The sequence below is a fragment of the Amycolatopsis mediterranei genome, assembly GCF_026017845.1.
Taxonomy (GTDB): Bacteria; Actinomycetota; Actinomycetes; order Mycobacteriales; family Pseudonocardiaceae; genus Amycolatopsis; species Amycolatopsis mediterranei.
Map to the genome: position 1 here is coordinate 4,542,999 of NZ_CP100416.1, position 17,420 is coordinate 4,560,418.

At 71.5% G+C, this 17,420-nt stretch carries 16 protein-coding genes; 11 read left to right on the forward strand and 5 right to left on the reverse strand.

Features of this window, described 5'->3' with window-relative positions; translation table 11 throughout:
* The first annotated feature begins 75 nt into the window (after window positions 1–75).
* A complete protein-coding gene (locus tag ISP_RS21000) occupies window positions 76–1,260 on the forward strand; it encodes an FAD-dependent monooxygenase (protein WP_013225821.1) in 1,185 nt (394 codons plus the stop codon).
* Window positions 1,261–1,302: 42 nt separating this feature from the next.
* Here the strand turns inward: ISP_RS21000 and ISP_RS21005 are convergent, their stop codons facing one another.
* Window positions 1,303–1,500 (reverse strand): hypothetical protein, encoded by a 198-nt coding sequence (locus ISP_RS21005; protein ID WP_176742227.1) that lies wholly within the window; start codon window positions 1,498–1,500, stop codon window positions 1,303–1,305.
* 201 nt (window positions 1,501–1,701) lie between these two features.
* On the opposite strand from ISP_RS21005, the gene ISP_RS21010 reads away from it, so the two are divergent.
* From ISP_RS21010 to ISP_RS21040, 7 genes are all read left to right on the forward strand, one after another.
* A complete protein-coding gene (locus ISP_RS21010) occupies window positions 1,702–2,874 on the forward strand; it encodes an ROK family transcriptional regulator (protein ID WP_034285327.1) in 1,173 nt (390 codons plus the stop codon).
* Between the two features lie 224 nt (window positions 2,875–3,098).
* Window positions 3,099–3,578 (forward strand): ROK family protein, encoded by a 480-nt coding sequence (locus ISP_RS21015; RefSeq protein ID WP_013225824.1) that lies wholly within the window; start codon window positions 3,099–3,101, stop codon window positions 3,576–3,578.
* Complete coding sequence (locus ISP_RS21020) at window positions 3,575–5,074, forward strand: sugar ABC transporter ATP-binding protein (protein WP_013225825.1); 1,500 nt, start codon at window positions 3,575–3,577, stop codon at window positions 5,072–5,074. Before ISP_RS21015 ends, ISP_RS21020 begins: the two co-directional genes overlap by 4 nt.
* Complete coding sequence (locus ISP_RS21025) at window positions 5,071–6,069, forward strand: ABC transporter permease (RefSeq protein ID WP_013225826.1); 999 nt, start codon at window positions 5,071–5,073, stop codon at window positions 6,067–6,069. The genes ISP_RS21020 and ISP_RS21025 overlap by 4 nt, the downstream gene beginning before the upstream one ends.
* A 10-nt stretch (window positions 6,070–6,079) precedes the next feature.
* Window positions 6,080–7,147 carry a substrate-binding domain-containing protein gene (locus ISP_RS21030; protein WP_013225827.1) on the forward strand — a complete coding sequence of 356 codons (1,068 nt, stop codon included), beginning with the start codon at window positions 6,080–6,082 and terminating at the stop codon, window positions 7,145–7,147.
* 30 nt (window positions 7,148–7,177) lie between these two features.
* On the forward strand, window positions 7,178–8,323 hold the full coding sequence (locus ISP_RS21035) for a Gfo/Idh/MocA family protein (RefSeq protein WP_013225828.1): 1,146 nt from the start codon (window positions 7,178–7,180) through the stop codon (window positions 8,321–8,323).
* Complete coding sequence (locus ISP_RS21040; protein ID WP_013225829.1) at window positions 8,320–9,324, forward strand: sugar phosphate isomerase/epimerase family protein; 1,005 nt, start codon at window positions 8,320–8,322, stop codon at window positions 9,322–9,324. The genes ISP_RS21035 and ISP_RS21040 overlap by 4 nt, the downstream gene beginning before the upstream one ends.
* Before the next feature lie 29 nt (window positions 9,325–9,353).
* Here the strand turns inward: ISP_RS21040 and ISP_RS21045 are convergent, their stop codons facing one another.
* Window positions 9,354–10,304 carry a zinc-binding dehydrogenase gene (locus ISP_RS21045; RefSeq protein WP_013225830.1) on the reverse strand — a complete coding sequence of 317 codons (951 nt, stop codon included), beginning with the start codon at window positions 10,302–10,304 and terminating at the stop codon, window positions 9,354–9,356.
* Between the two features lie 86 nt (window positions 10,305–10,390).
* Between ISP_RS21045 and ISP_RS21050 the strand changes: the two genes are divergently transcribed.
* Genes ISP_RS21050 through ISP_RS21060 form a run of 3 tightly spaced genes read left to right on the forward strand, consistent with a single transcriptional unit; the run spans window position 10,391 to window position 12,349 of the window.
* Window positions 10,391–10,978, forward strand: a complete 588-nt coding sequence (locus ISP_RS21050) for a TetR/AcrR family transcriptional regulator (protein WP_230468874.1) — start codon at window positions 10,391–10,393, stop codon at window positions 10,976–10,978.
* A 55-nt stretch (window positions 10,979–11,033) separates the two neighbouring features.
* Window positions 11,034–11,771 carry an alpha/beta hydrolase gene (locus tag ISP_RS21055; protein ID WP_013225832.1) on the forward strand — a complete coding sequence of 246 codons (738 nt, stop codon included), beginning with the start codon at window positions 11,034–11,036 and terminating at the stop codon, window positions 11,769–11,771.
* Entirely contained in the window at window positions 11,768–12,349 is a 582-nt protein-coding gene (locus ISP_RS21060) for a TetR/AcrR family transcriptional regulator (RefSeq protein WP_013225833.1), read from the forward strand. Before ISP_RS21055 ends, ISP_RS21060 begins: the two co-directional genes overlap by 4 nt.
* A 6-nt stretch (window positions 12,350–12,355) precedes the next feature.
* On the opposite strand, the gene ISP_RS21065 is transcribed toward ISP_RS21060, so the two are convergent.
* The 3 genes from ISP_RS21065 to ISP_RS21075 all read right to left on the reverse strand — a co-directional run bounded on the left by ISP_RS21065 (window position 12,356) and on the right by ISP_RS21075 (window position 17,315).
* Window positions 12,356–15,205, reverse strand: a complete 2,850-nt coding sequence (locus ISP_RS21065; RefSeq protein ID WP_013225834.1) for a glycosyl hydrolase family 95 catalytic domain-containing protein — start codon at window positions 15,203–15,205, stop codon at window positions 12,356–12,358.
* Between the two features lie 17 nt (window positions 15,206–15,222).
* Window positions 15,223–16,584 carry an RICIN domain-containing protein gene (locus tag ISP_RS21070; protein ID WP_013225835.1) on the reverse strand — a complete coding sequence of 454 codons (1,362 nt, stop codon included), beginning with the start codon at window positions 16,582–16,584 and terminating at the stop codon, window positions 15,223–15,225.
* Window positions 16,585–16,754: 170 nt separating this feature from the next.
* Complete coding sequence (locus ISP_RS21075; protein WP_013225836.1) at window positions 16,755–17,315, reverse strand: dihydrofolate reductase family protein; 561 nt, start codon at window positions 17,313–17,315, stop codon at window positions 16,755–16,757.
* Window positions 17,316–17,420 lie beyond the last annotated feature (105 nt).

The window sequence follows — 17,420 nt, forward strand, 5'->3', positions numbered from 1 at the left end:
CAGTCTGGTCGGGGGTTGATCACGCGCATTGTCGCACTTCGAATTTGGATACCTAACTTAGCTATGGGAGATCTCATGAAGAGGGTGTTGATTTCGGGTGCCAGCATCGCCGGCCCGGCCCTGGCCTTTTGGCTGCAGCGGGCCGGCTTCGCGGTCACGATCGTGGAGAAGGCCCCCGAACTCCGGGTCGGCGGCTATCCCATCGACGTCCGCGGTACGGCGTTGGACGCCGTCGAACGGATGGGGATCCTGCCCCGCCTGCGGGACCTGCACATCTCGACGCGGCGGCTGACCTTCCTCGACGCCGACGGCAGCGAAATCGCGGCCGTGGCCCCGGACGACATCATCGGCGGCGTCGAAGGCGAAGACCTCGAGGTCCGCCGGGGCGACCTGATCCGGACGCTGTACGACCTGGTGCGCGACGACGCCGAGGTCCGGTTCGGTGACACGGTCGAGACTCTCACCGACCACGCCGACGGCGTCGACGTCGCCTTCCGCAGCGGCCACCGGGACACCTACGACCTGGTGATCGGCGCCGACGGCCTGCACTCCCGGACCCGGGAGCTCGTCTTCGGCGACGAGGCACCGTTCCACCACTACCTCGGCTACTGCTTCGCCGGCTTCACCATGCCCAACGACTTCGGGCTCTTCCGCGAGGGGCTCGCGTGGAGCACGCCCGGCAAGGGAGCGGCACTGTACGCGGTCCTCGACAGCGAGGAACTCCACGGATTCCTGGTCTCCGCCCGGCCGGAGCCGCCGTTGGAGGCGTTCCGCGACCCCGAATCCCAGCGCGACCTGATCGCCGGCACCTTCGAGGGCGAGGGCTGGGAAATCCCGCGCATGGTCGCGGCGATGCGCGAAGCCGACGACCTGTTTGTCGACGTGATCAGCCAGATCCACCTGCCGCGCTGGTCGGAGGGCCGCGTCGCGCTCGTCGGCGACGCCGCCCACGCGCCGTCGTTCCTGACCGGGCAGGGCACCAGCCTCGCCCTCGCGGGCGCGTACCTGCTCGGCCACGCGCTCGCGACCATCCCCGACCACACGGCGGCCTTCGCCGCCTACGAGAACCGGTTGCGGGGCTTCGCCGAAGCCAACCAGGCCTTGGTGAGCGAAGGCCAGGCGACACTGTTCCCCGCGACGGCGGAAGCCCTGGAACGCCGCAACACCGCGCTCCGCCAGCTCACCACGGCACGGCGGCGCACGCCCCGGCCGGAGCACTCGGCGCTCACCCTGCCGGACTTTCCGGTGCCGGTGCGGTGAGGCGGCCGGGCCTCGATGGCCACGACCGCCCCGCCGGGCTCGTCAGGTGGCCGGGCTGGTGAGCACCGGGAAGTTCCGGGGAACGACGCACAAACCCGTCACCGCGAACATCTCCAAAGAGCTGCCGACGCAGGTCCCCACCGGCCAGCTTTCCGCCTGGGCCGAGGCGGTTGCCGTCGTGCCGATGAGGACTCCGGTCGTCAACGCCAACGCACCCAGCGCGGCCGTGATCCGTCGCATGGCGATCCTCCTGTCGTAGAGCCGGTTCGTGATGGCGGGAGGCTGCCCCGGAACCGGCGCGGTCGAACGGGTTCGCGGCGCATGGCACCGGCTCGGGTGACCCCCACACGGACCTCCGGTCACCGGCGTCAGCCGGCCGGGCACCGGTTCCGACGCAGTAGGCTGAGGCGAATGAGCACGGTATCCACCCCGGAGCAGTCGATGGTCGAAACCCGGCACCAGACCCGGCTGCTGACCCTGCTCCGCGACGACGGCCCGATGTCGCGGGTCGAGCTGGGGGAGCGGCTCGAACTGCCGCGCGCCCGGGTGGGCGCCGAGGTGGCCCGGCTCGCCGAGGTCGGGCTCGTCGAGGCCGCGGGGCCCTCGGCCAGCCGGGGCGGGCGGCGCTCGACGCTGGTCCGGCTCGCCGGCGAGCTGCGGGTGCTCGCGGTGGACGTCGGCGCGACGTCGGTCGGGGTGGCGGTCACCGACGCCTCGTGCGAGGTGCTCGCGCACACGGTCGAGGACGGCGATGTGCGGCAGGGGCCGCACCCGGTGCTGCGGCGGGTGGCCGAGCTCGCGGCGAAGATCCGCGACGAGGCGCCCGGCCGGCTGATCGCGGCCGGCATCGGGCTGCCGGGTCCGGTCAGCTTCGCCGAGGGGATGGCCGTCGCGCCGCCGATCATGCCGGGCTGGGACCGGTTCAACGTCCGGGACCACCTCGGCGGCCACTGGGGCTGCCCGGTCGCGGTGGACAACGACGTCAACGCGATGGCGCTCGGCGAGCGGCACGCCGGGGTCGCGCGCTCGACCGACGACCTGATGTTCGTCAAGATCGGCACCGGGATCGGCTGCGGGATCGTGCTCGGCGGCAAGGTCTACCGCGGGGTCGCCGGCACGGCGGGCGACATCGGGCACATCCGGCTCGACGACTTCGGCCCGACCTGCGCGTGCGGCGAGGTCGGCTGCCTGGAGGCCTACTTCGGCGGGGCCGCGCTGGCCCGCGACGGGCTGGCCCTGGCGCGCAGCGGCCGGTCGGCGCACCTGGCCGAGGCGGCCGCCGCACGCGGGGCGGTCACCGCCCGAGACGTCGGCGGGGCCGCCGCGGCGGGCGACGCCGGCGCGGTCAACCTCATCCGCGACGGCGGCCGGCGGCTCGGCCAGGTCATCGCCTCGCTCGTCTGCTTCATCAACCCGGGCATGGTGGTGATCGGCGGCGGCGTGGCCCAGCTCGGGCACCAGCTGCTCGCCGAGGTCCGCAGTGCGGTGTACCGCCGCTCCCTGCCGCTGGCCACCGGCAACCTCCCGATCGTCCTATCCGAACTCGGCGAGACGGCGGGCGTGATCGGGGCCGCCTGGTCGGCCACGGACCGGGCTTTCACGCTCAGCAGCTGAACACGTCCGTCTACTCAGAGTTGCTGAACGTGTCCGGTGTGTAACGTCGAAACTGGACAGACTTTTGCATGCAGTGATCGAAAGTCTGTCCGGTTTGGCACGTCTATCCGGGTGAAAACCCGACTTAACGTCCCGGTGTCACCTTGACGAGTGATGCGGGTCACCCTACTTTCGCTGCCTGGGCGACAAAGTGCGTTCAGTAGCCAGCGCAAGATGGGGGCACCGTGGCCGTCACCGAAACGAGGCGAGCCGGCTCGGCGAGCCCGCGTACGGCGAAGCTGGCCGCGGTCCTGCGGGCGCTGCGCAGCGGCGGAACGGCCGTCGGCGGCGGGTTCGTCTCCGGCGGCACGATCCTGCGCGGCGCGCGCGGTTTCGCCGGGGAAGTCGGGCACATCGCCGTCGACCCGTCCGGCGAGCGGTGTCCCTGCGGGCGGACGGGGTGCCTGGAGACGAAGGCGAACCTGGCCGCGGTCCTGCGCGCGGCCGCGGGCCCGGGCGACCCGCTGCACGATCCGGCTCCCGGCGTCGAAGGCCGCGTCGCGCTCCTCAAGGACCGCATCCGGCTACCAGCGGGCGGTGACGGCGGTCCACGAACTCGGCGTGGCGTCCGGGCTCGGCCTGCGTGCCCGCTGCGGGGCGCCGCGCACCTGGCGGCCCCGCTTCCGGCTCAGGCGGCACCGAGCGCCGGCGAGGTGTGCGCATGAGCCTGCTGTCCGTCCGCGGGATCGTGAAGACGTTCCCCGGCGTCCGGGCCCTCGACGGCGTCGACCTCGACGTCGAGCCCGGCGAGGTGCACTGCCTGCTCGGCCAGAACGGCGCGGGGAAGTCGACGCTGATCAAGGTCCTCTCCGGCGCGCACCGGCCGGACGAGGGGGAGCTGACCTGGGCCGGCGAGCGCGTCGAACTCGGTTCGCCGGTCGATGCCCTGCGGCTGGGCATCGCCACCATGTACCAGGAGCTCGACCTGGTGCCCGGGCTTTCGGTGGCGGACAACATCTTCCTCGGCCGCGAACGCGCCCGCTTCGGGTTCACCCGGATCTCCCAGGCCCGCGTCGAGGCCGCCCGCCTGATGGCCCGGCTCGGGCACCCGGACATCCGGCCCTCGACCGAGGTCGGCAGACTCTCCGCCGCCGGGCAGCAGCTCGTCTCGATGGCCCGCGCACTCGCCCACGACGCCCGGCTGCTCGTCATGGACGAACCCACCGCCGCGCTGGCCGGCGAGGAGGTCGACAACCTCTTCCGGATCGTCGGCGAGCTGACCGCCGGCGGCGTCGCGGTCGTCTACATCTCGCACCGGCTCGAAGAGCTGCGCCGGATCGGGCACCGGGTGACCGTGCTCAAGGACGGCCGGACCGTCGGCACCGGCCTCGACGCCGCCGCGACACCGACCGCCGACCTCGTCGCGCTGATGGCCGGGCGCAAGGTGGAGACGGTCTTCGGGCCGCGCCACGACGGCCACGCCCGGCCGGAGACCGCCCTCGCGGTCGAGCACCTCTCCCGGCAAGGCGAGTTCGAGGACGTGAGCTTCACCGTCCACGCCGGCGAGGTCGTCGGCATCGCCGGGCTGGTCGGCTCGGGCCGCAGCGAACTGCTCGAGACGATCTTCGGCGCGCGCAAGGCCGACTCCGGCACCATCACCGTGCAGGGGAAACCCTTGAGCACCGGCAACGTCCGAGCCGCCGTGAAGGCCGGGATCGGCCTCGCGCCCGAGGAACGCAAGAGCCAGGGCCTGCTGCTCGACCTGCCGGTGGTGCACAACGTGACCCTGGCCAGCCTCGGCCGCTACGCGAAGCTCGGGTTCACCGAGCGCGGCAAGGAACTGGCCGACGCCGGCACGAGCCTGCGCCGCCTCGACCTGCGGCCCGCCGACCCGCGGCGGATCGTCCGCACGCTCTCCGGTGGCAACCAGCAGAAAGCGGTGCTCGCGCGGTGGCTGGTCCGCGGGTGCCGGGTGCTGCTGCTCGACGAGCCGACGCGCGGGGTCGACGTCGGCGCCCGCGCCGAGCTGTACCGGCTGATCGACGAGCTGGCCGCCACCGGCGTCGCGATCGTGCTGGTGTCCAGTGAGATCCCCGAGGTGCTCGGGCTGTCCGACCGGGTGCTGGTGCTGCGCGAGGGCCGCGTCCTCGCCGACCGGCGCTCGACGGGACTGACCGAGGCCGAGGTGCTCGACGTGATTCTCGAGGGGAGCGCGGCATGACCGAAACCCAAGCACCGCCCCAGGAAGCGCTGCCCACCGAACGGAAGCGGTTCGCCTTCGCCGCCGATCCGCGGCTGCTCGGCCTGGCCGGCGTGCTCGTCGTGCTGTGCCTGGTCGGCCAGTTCACCCGGCCCGAGCTGTTCTTCACCGAAAGCAACATCTCGACGATCCTGCGGCTGGCCGCGGCGATCGGCGTGGTCAGCGTCGGGATGACGTTCGTGATCATCAGCGGCGGCATCGACCTGTCGGTCGGCTCGATGGTCGGCCTGGCCGGCGTCTGGCTCACCACGCTGGCGACCCAGTCGTACGGCCCGTGGGTGATGGTCCTCTGCGGACTGGCGGTCGGCCTCGGCTGCGGGCTGGTCAACGGCGTGCTCGTCGCCTACGGGAAGGTCGTGCCGTTCATCGCCACCCTGGCGATGTACGTCTCGGCGCGCGGGCTCGCCGAGCGGATCAGCGGCCGGCGCACCCAGGTCGTCGCCGACCAGGACTTCCTGGCCTTCTTCCGCGGCGGTTTCCTCGGCATCCCCACGCTGATCTGGCTGTTCGCGCTGGTGTTCGCGGTCGGCTGGGTCGTGCTCAACCGCACCACCTTCGGCCGCCGCACGTACGCGGTCGGCGGCAACATCGAGGCGTCGCGGCTGGCGGGCATCAACGTCAAGCGGCACCTCGCGCTCGTCTACGGCGTGGCCGGGCTCTGCTGCGGGATCGCCGCGCTCATGGTCGTCGCGCGGACGACGGCGGGCGCGTCGACCAACGGCATGTTCTACGAACTCGACGCGATCGCGGCGGTGGTCATCGGCGGCACGCTGCTGACCGGCGGCCGCGGCTCGCTCATCGGCACGCTGGTCGGCGTGCTGATCTTCACGGTGCTGTCGAACATCTTCACGCTGAACAACCTGGACACCGACATCCAGAACATCGCCAAGGGCGTGATCATCGTGCTCGCCGTGCTCTTGCAGTTCCGGGCCGGGAAAGCCAGGACCGGGAGTTAGTTCACCACCGATGGAGGTCATCATGGCCGGACAACCCTTCCTCGGCCGCCGGGGATTCCTGCTGGGCGGGGCCGCCGTCGGCGCCGGTGCGGTGCTGGCCGGCTGCACGTCGAACACGCCGGCGAACTCGGCGTCGAACGCGCCGGTCGCCGATGCGGGCAGCAACGCCCAGCCGGGCAAGCCGATCACCATCGGCTTCTCCGCGCCGGCCGCCGACCACGGCTGGATCGCGGCGATCACCAAGAACGCCAAGGCCCAGGCGCAGAAGTTCAGCGAGGTGAAGTTCACCGCCACCGAGGGCACCAACGACGTCAACCAGCAGATCTCCCAGGTGGAGACGCTGATCAACGCGAAGGTCGACGTCCTGGTGATCCTGCCCTTCGACGGCAAGGCGCTCACCGCGGTCGGCCGGCAGGCGATGGACGCCGGTATCCCGGTGATCAACCTCGACCGCATCTTCGACACGCCGCTGGCGTACCGAACGTGGATCGGTGGCGACAACTACCGGATGGGCGTCAACGCGGGCAACTACCTCGCCGCGGAGCTCAAGAAGAAGAACGTGGCGAACCCGATCATCGGCGAGGTCGCCGGGATCGACTCGCTGCCGCTCACCCAGGAACGCAGCAAGGGCTTCGCGGACGCGCTGGGCCGGGTCGGGTTCAAGGTCGGTCCGCGCGTCTCGGCGCAGTTCACCTCGGAGTCGGGGGAGCAGCAGACCGCGAACCTGCTCCAGGGCGCGCCCAAGCTGGACGCCCTGTGGAACCACGACGACGACCAGGGCATCGGCGTCAACGCGGCGATCGACACCGCGGGCCGCAAGGAGTTCATCATGGTCGGCGGGGCCGGTTCGAAGAACATGATGAACCTGATCAAGGCGGACTCCGCGCCGATCAAGGCGACCGTGCTCTACAGCCCGTCGATGGCTTCCACGGCGGTCGCGCTCGCCCGCCTGCTCGGGCAGGGCAAGGGGATCGGGGATCTCGCCGAGCACGACGTCCCGGCCGAGATCACCACGTACTCGGCGGTCGTCACCAAGGAGAACGTGGACCAGTACCTGGACGTCGGCTTCGACTCCTGACTCTCGCAAGGCACGCAACGAAGGAGGGGCATGAGCCCGGGACGGGAAACCATCGGGATCGGCATGGTCGGCCACGCGTTCATGGGTGCGGTGCATTCGCACGCCTGGCGCAGCGTGCACCGGTTCTTCGACCCACCGCTGGTGCCGAGACTCGCCGTGCTCGGCGGCCGCGACGAGGCCCGGGCCAAGGCCGCCGCGGAAAAGTTCGGCTGGGACGCGGTCGAGACCGACTGGCGGAAGCTGGTCGCCCGGGACGACGTCGGCCTGGTCGACGTCTGCACGCCGGGGGACAGCCACGCGGAGATCGCGATCGCCGCGCTGGAGGCGGGGAAGCACGTGTTGTGCGAGAAGCCCCTGGCCAACTCGGTCGCCGAAGCCGAGGCGATGGCCGAGGCGGCGCGGCGGGCCCGTGAGCGCGGGGTGCGGGCCATGGTCGCGTTCAACTACCGCCGGGTGCCCGCGCTCGCGCACGCCAGGAAGCTGGTGGCGAGTGGGGCTCTCGGGGAGATCCGGCACGTGCGGTCGGTGTACCTGCAGGACTGGTTGTCCGACCCGCAGGCGCCGATGACCTGGCGGCTGCGTCGCGAATCCGCGGGTTCGGGGGCGCTCGGCGACCTGGGTGCGCACATCGTCGACGCGGCCCAGTTCGTCACCGGGGAGGTGATCACCGGCGTTTCGGCGCTGACGAACACCTTCGTGAAGCAGCGGCCGTCCGAGAGCGGTGGGACGGACGCGGTGACCGTCGACGACACGGCGTTGTTCCTGGCCCGGCTTTCCGGGGGAGCCGTGGCGAGTTTCGAAGCGACCCGGTTCGCGCTGGGCCGCAAGAACGCCATGCGGTTGGAGGTCAATGGGTCGAAGGCCAGCCTGGCGTTCGACTTCGAGGCGATGAACGAACTCCAGTGGTACGAGGGCACCGGGACCGAAGCCGGGTTCCGGCGCATCCTCGTCACCGAACCGCAGCACCCGTACGTCGGCGCGTGGTGGCCGCCGGGGCACCTGCTCGGCTACGAGCACACGTTCACCCACGAGGTCGCCGACCTCCTGGACGCCATCGGCGCGGGCACCGACCCCGCGCCGAGCTTCGATGACGGCCTGCGCGTCCAGCGGGTGCTGGCCGCCGTCGAAACGAGCGCGGCCGCAGAAGCGCAATGGACTCCGGTGGAGGAGAAATGAGCCGTCCCGTCACGTTGTTCACCGGCCAGTGGGCCGACCTGCCGTTCACCGAGGTCTGCAAGCTCGCCGCGGAGTGGGGTTACGACGGGCTGGAGATCGCCTGCTCTGGCGACCACTTCGAAGTCGACCGGGCACTGTCCGAAGAGGACTACGTGCCGGGACGGCTGCGGCTGCTCGCCGAACACGGGCTCAAGGTCTGGGCGATCTCCAACCACCTCGTCGGGCAGGCCGTCTGCGACGACCCGATCGACCACCGGCACCAGGCGATCCTGCCGTCCCGCATCTGGGGCGACGGCGAACCCGAGGGCGTCCGGCAGCGCGCGGCGGCCGAGATGGCTGATACGGCACGGGCCGCGGCGAAGCTCGGCGTGGACACCGTGATCGGCTTCACGGGGTCGAAGACCTGGAAGTACGTGGCGATGTTCCCGCCGGTCAGCCGCGAGGACATCGAGGACGGTTACGCGGACTTCGCCCGCCGGTGGCACCCGATCCTGGACGTCTTCGACGAGGTGGGTGTCCGGTTCGCGCACGAGGTCCACCCCTCGGAGATCGCCTACGACTACTGGACGACCAAGCGCGCGCTGGAAGCCGTCGACCACCGGCCCGCCTTCGGGCTGAACTGGGACCCGTCGCACTTCGTCTGGCAGGACCTCGACCCGGTCGGGTTCATCCTCGACTTCGCCGACCGGATCTACCACGTCGACTGCAAGGACACGCGCAAGCGCTTCGACGGCCGCAACGGCAGGCTCGGCTCGCACCTGGCCTGGGCGGACCCGCGGCGGGGCTGGGACTTCGTGTCCGTCGGCCACGGCGACGTCCCGTGGGAGGACTGCTTCCGGGCACTGAACTCGATCGGCTACGCCGGCCCGATCTCGGTGGAGTGGGAGGACGCCGGGATGGACCGGCTCCGCGGCGCGGCCGAGGCGGTGAAGTACGTGCGCGAGCACCTGTTCGACCAGCCGTCGGCGGCGTTCGACGCCGCGTTCAGCAACCAGCGGTGAGGGCGTGCGCTCGTCCCCGGGAGCGGAGCTCACTCGGGGACGAGCGCGATCCGGCCGAACACCGCCCCGGCGTCCAGCTGCCGGTGGGCGAGTTCCGCGTGCGCCAGCGGCAGCACGTCGTGGACGACCGCGGCCACCTCGCCACGTCCGGCGGCGGCCAGCAGCTCGCCGGCGACGGTGCGCCGGTCCGCATCGGACACGGAGTCGGCGCTGAACATCGCGAACGACAGCGATTTCCGGAACGCCGGGAACATGTCCGCGGCCAGCCGGGCCGGTGGCGGCCCCGCGATCGCCCCCACCACGACCAGGCGGCCGTTGGGGTTGAGCCGGGCGAAGAACGACGGCAGCTCCTCCCCGCCGACGATGTCGATGATGACGTCGTAGCCGGTGGATCCCTCGCCGGAGCGGTCCAGCACGTGGGTGGCGCCCAGCGCGCGCAGCCGGGCCCCTCGCTCGGCCGACGAGGTGGTGACCGCGATCGCGCCCGCCCCACCGCGCGCCGCGAGCTGGACCGCCAGCACCCCGATGCCGCCCGCCGCGCCGCGGACCAGCACCGATTCGCCGGGCGCGAAGTGGGCGTGCCGGAGGCCGAAGTGCGCCACCACCCCGGAACCCGCGAGCGTCACCGCGTCGACCGCCGACACGCCCGGTGGCAGCCGCACCAGCGTCGTGGCCCGCGCGACCGCCTGCTCGGCATACCCGCCGCCCACGCCGCTGGGGAGCGGGGTCCAGACGCGCGCGCCGGCCCACGACTCGTCGACGCCCGCGCCGATCGCGGTGACGGTTCCCGCCACCTCGCCGCCGAGGACGTGACCGGCTTCGAAGCCGAACGCGGCGAACGCGCCGCTGCGGATCAGGGCGTCGACACCGCCCACCCCGATCGCCTCGGTGGTGATCACCACCTCACCGGCGGCCGGCCGCGGGGCGGGGAGGTCGACGACGGCCAGGCCGCCGGGGTCGCCGAAAGTCTGCACGGCCACTGCTTTCACGGTCATCTCCTGCGGAATCGGGGTTATCGGCCGCGACCGTAACGGACGCACCCGTCCGTTTCGGCTAAAGTGAGAGGGTGACCGATCGTTTGCCTCGGATCCGGCGATCGGATGCCCGGGACAACCGCGAACGCCTCCTCGAGGCGGCCCGGGCCGTGTTCGCCGCCGAAGGCTTGACCGCGCCGATGCGGGAGATCGCCCGGCACGCCGGCGTCGGCCCGGCGACGCTGTACCGGCATTTCCCGACCAAGGAACAGCTGTTCGCCGAGGCGTTCGCGGAGCGGCTGCGTGCCTGTTACGCCGTCGTCGACGACGGCCTCGCCGACGCGGACCCCTGGCGGGGCCTGCGCACGGTGATCGAGCGGCTGGGCGAGCTGTACGCCCGGGACCGGGGGACCATCGCGGCGCTGGTGTCGGCCTTCCCCGGCGCGCTCGACTTCACCGCCGACCGCGAACGGGCGCTGAAGTCGCTCGGCGAGCTGGTGCGCCGGGCGAAGGACGTGGGCCGGGTGCGTCCCGAGACGACGCTGGACGACATCGTCCTGGTGCTGATGGCCGCCGGTGGCATCCAGGCGGCCACGCCGGCGGCGCGAGCCTCGGCGGTGCGGCGCTACATCACGATCGCGATCAACGGGCTGCGAGCCGTGCCGACCCTCCACGACTAAGTGGGACACTGTCCCGTACAGTAAACGGGACAGTGTCCCAGTTAAGGAGCTCTTCATGGCGATCACCTATGTGCTGGTCCACGGCGCCTGGCACACCGGGCAGTGCTGGGCGCGGGTCGTGCCGCGGCTGGCGGCGAGCGGGCAGCCGGTGTTCACCCCGACGCTCACCGGCTACGGCGAGACGAAGCACCTGCTGAACCCGGACGTCGGGCTCCGCACGCACACCGCCGACGTCGTGCGGCTGCTGGTCGAGGCGGACCTGCACGACGTCGTCCTGGTCGGGCACAGCTACGCCGGCCTGGTGATCTCCGCGGTGGCCAACGAGGTGCCGGAGCGGATCGCGCGGCTGGTGTACCTCGACGCGATGGTGCCCGCCCACGGGGAGAACGCGATCGACGTCATGCCGGTCACCCGGAGCATGCTCGGGACCGGCTGGCGGGTCCCGCCGCTGCCCGAGCTGCCCGCGCCCTTCGGCCTGTTCGGGGTGACCGATCCCGGGGACGTCGCGTGGCTGCGGACCATGCTGTCCGACCAGTCGATCCGGTGTCTCGAAGAGCCGGTCGCGCTGGACAACCCGGCGCTGCGCGCGATCCCGCGCACGCACATCCACTGCACGGTGAAGCCCGACGGGTTCGACCGGCGCCCGGTGCCCGCCGTGCAGCCGAACGGCGAGCCCGCGGACGTGCGCGAGCTGGCCGCCGGGCACGACTGCATGATCACCGCGCCCGCGGAGCTGGCCGAGCTGCTGCTGGACGTCGGGGAGCGGGTGGGGGCCGGTAGCATGCGGTCGTGAGCGATTCCCGGACGGCGGCGGCAAAATCGCCGCAGCGCGCCGACGCGCGGCGCAACGCCGGGAACGTCCTCGAGGCCGCGGCCGCGGTGTTCGTGACGTCCGGCGTCGAAGCGCCGATCCGGGAGATCGCCGCCCGGGCCGGAGTGGGCACGGCGACCATCTACCGCCACTACCCGACCCGGGCCGACCTGATCCTCGCGGTGTACCGGCTGCAGGTCGAAGCCCTGGCCGAGGCCGGTCCCGCGCTGCTCGCCGGAGACGGGGGGCCGCGCCAGGCCCTCGTCGAGTGGATCGACCGGTTCGTCGACTTCGTCATCACCAAGCAAGGGCTGGCGTCGGTGCTGCAGTCCGACGAAGCCTGCTACGACCCGCTGCACGCCTACTTCCTCGAACGCCTCGGTCCCGTGTGCACGCAGCTGCTGGACGCGGCCGCGGCGGCCGGCGAGATCGTCCCCGGCCAGGACGCCTACGAGCTGATGCGCGGCGTCGGCAGTCTCTGCGCCGGCGCGGGGACGGCGGCGTACTACGACGCACGTCACCTGGTGAAGCTCCTGGTCAACGGCCTGCGCCGTCCCTGACGCCGGTTACACGCGCTGGAGCTGGAACCGCTGGTTGGCGGCGCCGGTCACGGTCCACTGCGAGATGCGGGCGCCGTCGGCGGTCGAGGCGCTCCAGACGTCCATCGCGAGCCCGCTCGCCCGGTTGACCAGGCTCACCACGCCGCCGCCCTGGTCGGTGACCTTCCACTGCTGCGTCGTCGCTCCGGTGTCCGGCTGCTGGGTGATGTCCGCACCGGTGGCGGTCGACGCGACCTGGAGGACCAGGCCGCTGCTGCGGGAGCGGATGCGGTGGAAACCGCCGTCCGAGGCGAGGAAGTCGAACTGCTGGTTGAGCCCGCTGGTGGCCTGCCACTGGATCAGCGCCGCCCCGGCCGCGGTGGAGCCGCCGCTGATGTCGGCCGATTTGCCGCTGTGCTGGGCGACGAGCCGGTAGTTCACCCCGGGTTCCACCACCGGTGGCGGCCCGCCGAGGGACGTGGCGCGGTAGGTGTGGCCCGCCTGGCCCGCGAAGCGGACCAGGTCCGCCTCGACGGTCACCGGCTGGACCTCGGCGCCGCTCGTGGTGTCGAGCACTTCGTAGGCCGCGGTGAACATCCGGCTGCGGACGTTGACGTCGCCGTCGCGGTCCGGCGTGATGGTGAGCTGCGTCGCCGCGCCGCTGCTCCAAGCCGCGCCGACCGTGTAGCCGCCGCGGCCGCGCAGGCCCGTGACGCTGCCGGCCGGCCAAGCGGGTGGCAACGCGGGCAGCAGGTGCAGCTCGCCGTTGTGGCTGTGCAGCAGCAGTTCGGCGATGCCGGACGTCGCACCGAAGTTGCCGTCGATCTGGAACGGCGGGTGCAGGTCGAACATGTTGGGCGCCAGCCGGTCGGTCCGCACGAGGAGCCGGAGCAGGTCGTGCGCCTTGGCGCCCTCTTCCATCCGCGCCCAGTAGTTGATCTTCCAGGCCAGTGACCAGCCGGTGCCGTCGTCACCGCGCAGCTCGAGGGTCCGGCGGGCCGCGGTGAACAGCTGGGGCGTGCCGCGCTTGCTGATCTGGTTGCTCGGGTACAGGCCGTAGAGGTGCGAAATGTGCCGGTGGGTCTGCTCGGTCTCCACCCAGTCGTAGAGCCATTCCTGGATGTTGCCGCGCGAGCCGACCTTCATCGGCGCCAGCCGCTGCCGGGCCGCGGTGACCTGGTCGGCGAAGGTGGCGTCCACGCCCAGCACCTGGCACGCGCCCGCGCAGCCGTCGAACAGGTCGCGCAGGATCTGCATGTCCATCGTCGGCCCCGCGCACACGGACGCGTTCGCGTGGTGGTTCAGTTCGGGGGAGTTCGCCGGGTTGGTGACCAGGTAGCCCAGCGACGGTTCGGTCACCAGGGTGTCGAGGAAGAACTGGGCGGCGCCCTTCAGCAGCGGATAGCGGGCGCGCAGGAATTCGACGTCTCCCGTGAACCGGTAGTGGTCCCAGATCATGGTGGCGAGCCACGCCCCGCCGGTCTGCCACATCCCGGCCTGCGCGAAGTCCACAATGGAGGATCCGCGCCAGCCGTCGGTGTTGTGGTGGGTGACCCAGCCCCGGGCACCGTACTCGACCTGCGCGGTGCGGGCGCCGGTGACCGCGAGGTCGCCGATCATGGCGAACACCGGTTCGTAGCACTCGGCGAGGTTGGTGACGTCGGCCGGCCAGTAGTTCATCGGCAGGTTGGCGTTGAGGGTGTACTTCGATTCCCACGACGGGTTCAGCTGGTCGTTCCAGATCCCCTGCAGGTTGGCCGGCTGGGTGCCCGGCCGGGACGAGGAGATCAGCAGGTAGCGGCCGAACTGGAAGAGCAGCGCGGCGAACTGCGGATCGTTGACGCTGTTGTGCTGGGCGATCCGGACGTCGGTCGGCTGGTCGGCCGCCGCGGTGCGGCCGAGGTCGAGGGTCGTGCGCCCGAAGAGCTTCTGGTAGTCGGCGAGGTGCCGGCCGCGCAGCGTGTCGTGGGGGAGGGCCTGGGCGGCCGCCAGCCGGGAGCGGGCGATGCCCTGGTAGTCCCCGTTCACCGTGCGGTAGTCGACGTAGCTGGTGCCGATCGAGATCAGCAGCGTCACGGCGTCGGCCCCGGACACCCGCAGCGTGCCGCCCGAACTGCTGGTGCTCCCGCCCTCGGCGGTCGCCCCGGCGAGGGCGAGGAACCGGACCGAACCCGCGATGCCCCGGCTGTCACCGGAAATTCCGTCCAGCGCGATCGTGGTGCCGTTCGGGCTGGACGTCGTCGCGCGCTGCGGGGTGCCCAGCGACGCCGAGAACGAGATCGAGCCGGGCGTCTCGGCCGTCAACCGCAGGACGATCACCTGGTCCGCGGCGCTGGCGAACACTTCCCGCCGGTACCGCACGTTGTTCGCGACGTAGGTGACGACCGTCGTGGCCGTGGTGAGGTCGAGCCACCGCTGGTACGAGGAAACCCCGCTGTTGCCGGGAAGCGCGAGGCTGAGGGTGCCGACGGGCTGGTACGGCTGCTGGGCGGCCGGGGTGCCGAGCATCTTCTGGTCGATCAGGGACTGCGCCTGCGTCCACTGGTTGGCGAACACCAGCTGCCGGATCTGCGACAGCGCCCCCGCGCCCTGGGCGTTGCTGTAGTCGTGGGGGCCGCCCGCCCAGACCGTGTCCTCGTTGAGCTGCAGGCGTTCGGTGTCGGTGTTGCCGGACACCATGGCGCCCAGCCTGCCGTTGCCGATCGGCAGCGCGCGCAGCCACTCGGTGCCGGCCGGCTTGTCGTACCACAGGGCCAGGTCGTTCACCGCCCGGACATCCGCGGGCGCGGCCGAGCCGGCCCGGGCGGTGGCCGTCCACGCGATCGGCACCAGCGCGGCACCGAGCCGCATCGCCTGCCTGCGGGTCAGGTCGGGCATCGTCGTCTCTCCGATCTTCAGGCGCGCTGGAGCTGGAACCGCTGGTTGGTGCCGCCGGAGGCGGCGTACTGCGAAATCCGGGCACCGTCGGCGGTGGAGGCGCCCCAGACGTCCATGGCCAGGCCGCTGGCCCGGTTCACCAGGCTGATCGCGCCCCCGCCCTGGTCGGTGACCTTCCACTGCTGGGTCGCCGTGTCGGTGTCCGGCTGCTGGGTGATGTCCGCGCCGGAGGCGGAACCGGCGACCTGCAACACCAGGCCGCTGTGCCGGGCGCGGATCCGGTAATAGCCGTCGGCGGAGGCCAGGAAGTCGAACTGCTGGTTCGCCGCGTTGTGCGACGCCCACTGGATCAGCGTGGCCCCCGCCGCGGTGGACGCCCCGCTGATGTCCGCCGACTTGCCGCTGTGCGCGGCCACCAGCGAGTAGTTCACGCCGACCTGCACCGGCGACGCAGGCGGGTTCGGGTCGCTGCCGCCGAACTGGCTGAAGAACTTCCAGATCTCGGCCTTGTCCCAGCTCCGGGCGCCGCTTTCGCAGCCGGTGCAGCCGTCGACCGGGCCCTGCTGGTGGCCGCCGTCGAACGGCGCCCAGACCACCGGGTACCCGGTCCGGCAGCCCGAGTAGACGGTCAGGTAGTGGGTTTTGCTGCCCGCGGCGGGTTCCGGGGCGTTCTGCGGGGTGCAGCCGTTGTTCCGGACGAACGTGTCCCGCAGTCCCCGGCCGGCGCCGATGTTGTCCGACACCCCGTGGATGCCCATGTACGCGATGGGCTGGGTGCCGCCGCTGCACCCGCTGATCGCACCGGGGGCGGCGATGGCCACGACCGCGCGGAAGACCGTCGCCCGGGCGCAGGCGATGGCGTAGCTCATCGCGCCGCCGTAGCTGAATCCGATGGAGAACAGTTGTGTCGTGTCGACGCAGAGGTCGTTCTCGATCAGCCGGACCATGTCGTCGGTGAAGGTCACGTCTTCGCCGCCGGAATTGCCCCAGCCGTTGTTGAGACCCTGGGGTGCCACGAAGATGGTGCTGTTGCCCGACTGCGACTGCATGCCGTAGTAGGCCCAGGCGTAGCCGTCGCTGCCGCCCGAGGCGACCTGTTCGGCGGTGCCACCCAGCCAGTGGAAGCCGAACGCGAGCCGGTGCGGAGTGGCGTTGTCGTAGGTGTCGGGGATCTTCAGGATGAAGCTGCGGCTCTTGCCGTTGCTCTGGATCGTCCGGTTGCCGCTGGTGAGCGTCGGATTCTTGCCGCAGCCGGCACTCGGCGTGCCGGCCGCGGCGGCGCTTTCGGACGCGGCGGCGCCCGGGGGAGCGCCGCCCACGGCCAGCGCGAGCAGCGCGGCGGTCACGAAGACGCGGAACGACGATCCGATCCTGGGCATGCGAAACCCTTCGGCCGACGGGAAATTTCAGGCCCTCGGCGCGGGTCGCCTGCTCAAGGGTGTTCCGGTTGTAGCACGGATTTCGAATGGACGTCCAGCCGGAAATGAAAGTTTCAGTTCTTCCGCCGACGCAGGAAAGGGAGCCGGATATTCCGGGAAACGATTCCCGGCTAGCGCCGCACGCGGTGGCGGAGGTAGGCCACGCGCGGGCCGACGGGCCGCGTTTCGACGAGTTCGAGTTCCACTCGCCGTTCCTGCCGCGGGAAGAACGGGAGGCCCCCGCCGACGAGCACCGGGTAGACCCGGGCGAGGTACTCGTCGATCAGGTCCGCCTCGGCCGCCGCGGCGGCCAGCGTCGCGCCGCCGATCGCGATGGAGCCCTCCGCCGGTTCGGCCCGCAGGCGCTCGATCTCCTCAGCGAGGGTGCCGGTGGCCAGGCGGGCGTTGCCGCGCACTGACGTCAGCGTGCTGGAGAACACCACCTTGGGCAACGGGTTCCACAGCGCGGCGAACTCGCGCCTCAGCGGGTCGAGTGCGGCCTGGTCGACGTCCTCCCAGTACAGCATCGTCTCGTACAGCCGTCGTCCCAGGAGGTGGACGCCGACGCGGCGGACCTCCTCCATGGACAACCGGAAGACCTCATCGTCGGGCGCGCCGAAGTCGAAGCCGCCGTCCGGCCCGACGATGTAGCCGTCGAGCGAGACGGACATCGAATAGGTCACGCTGCGCATCGGAAATCCTCCTCGGTGGTGAGCCGCCAGTATGCCCGCCCGTCCGGAAAGGTCGTGACAAGAATCATTGTTAGCGCTAACATGCTCGCGCACCCTCTGTCCACT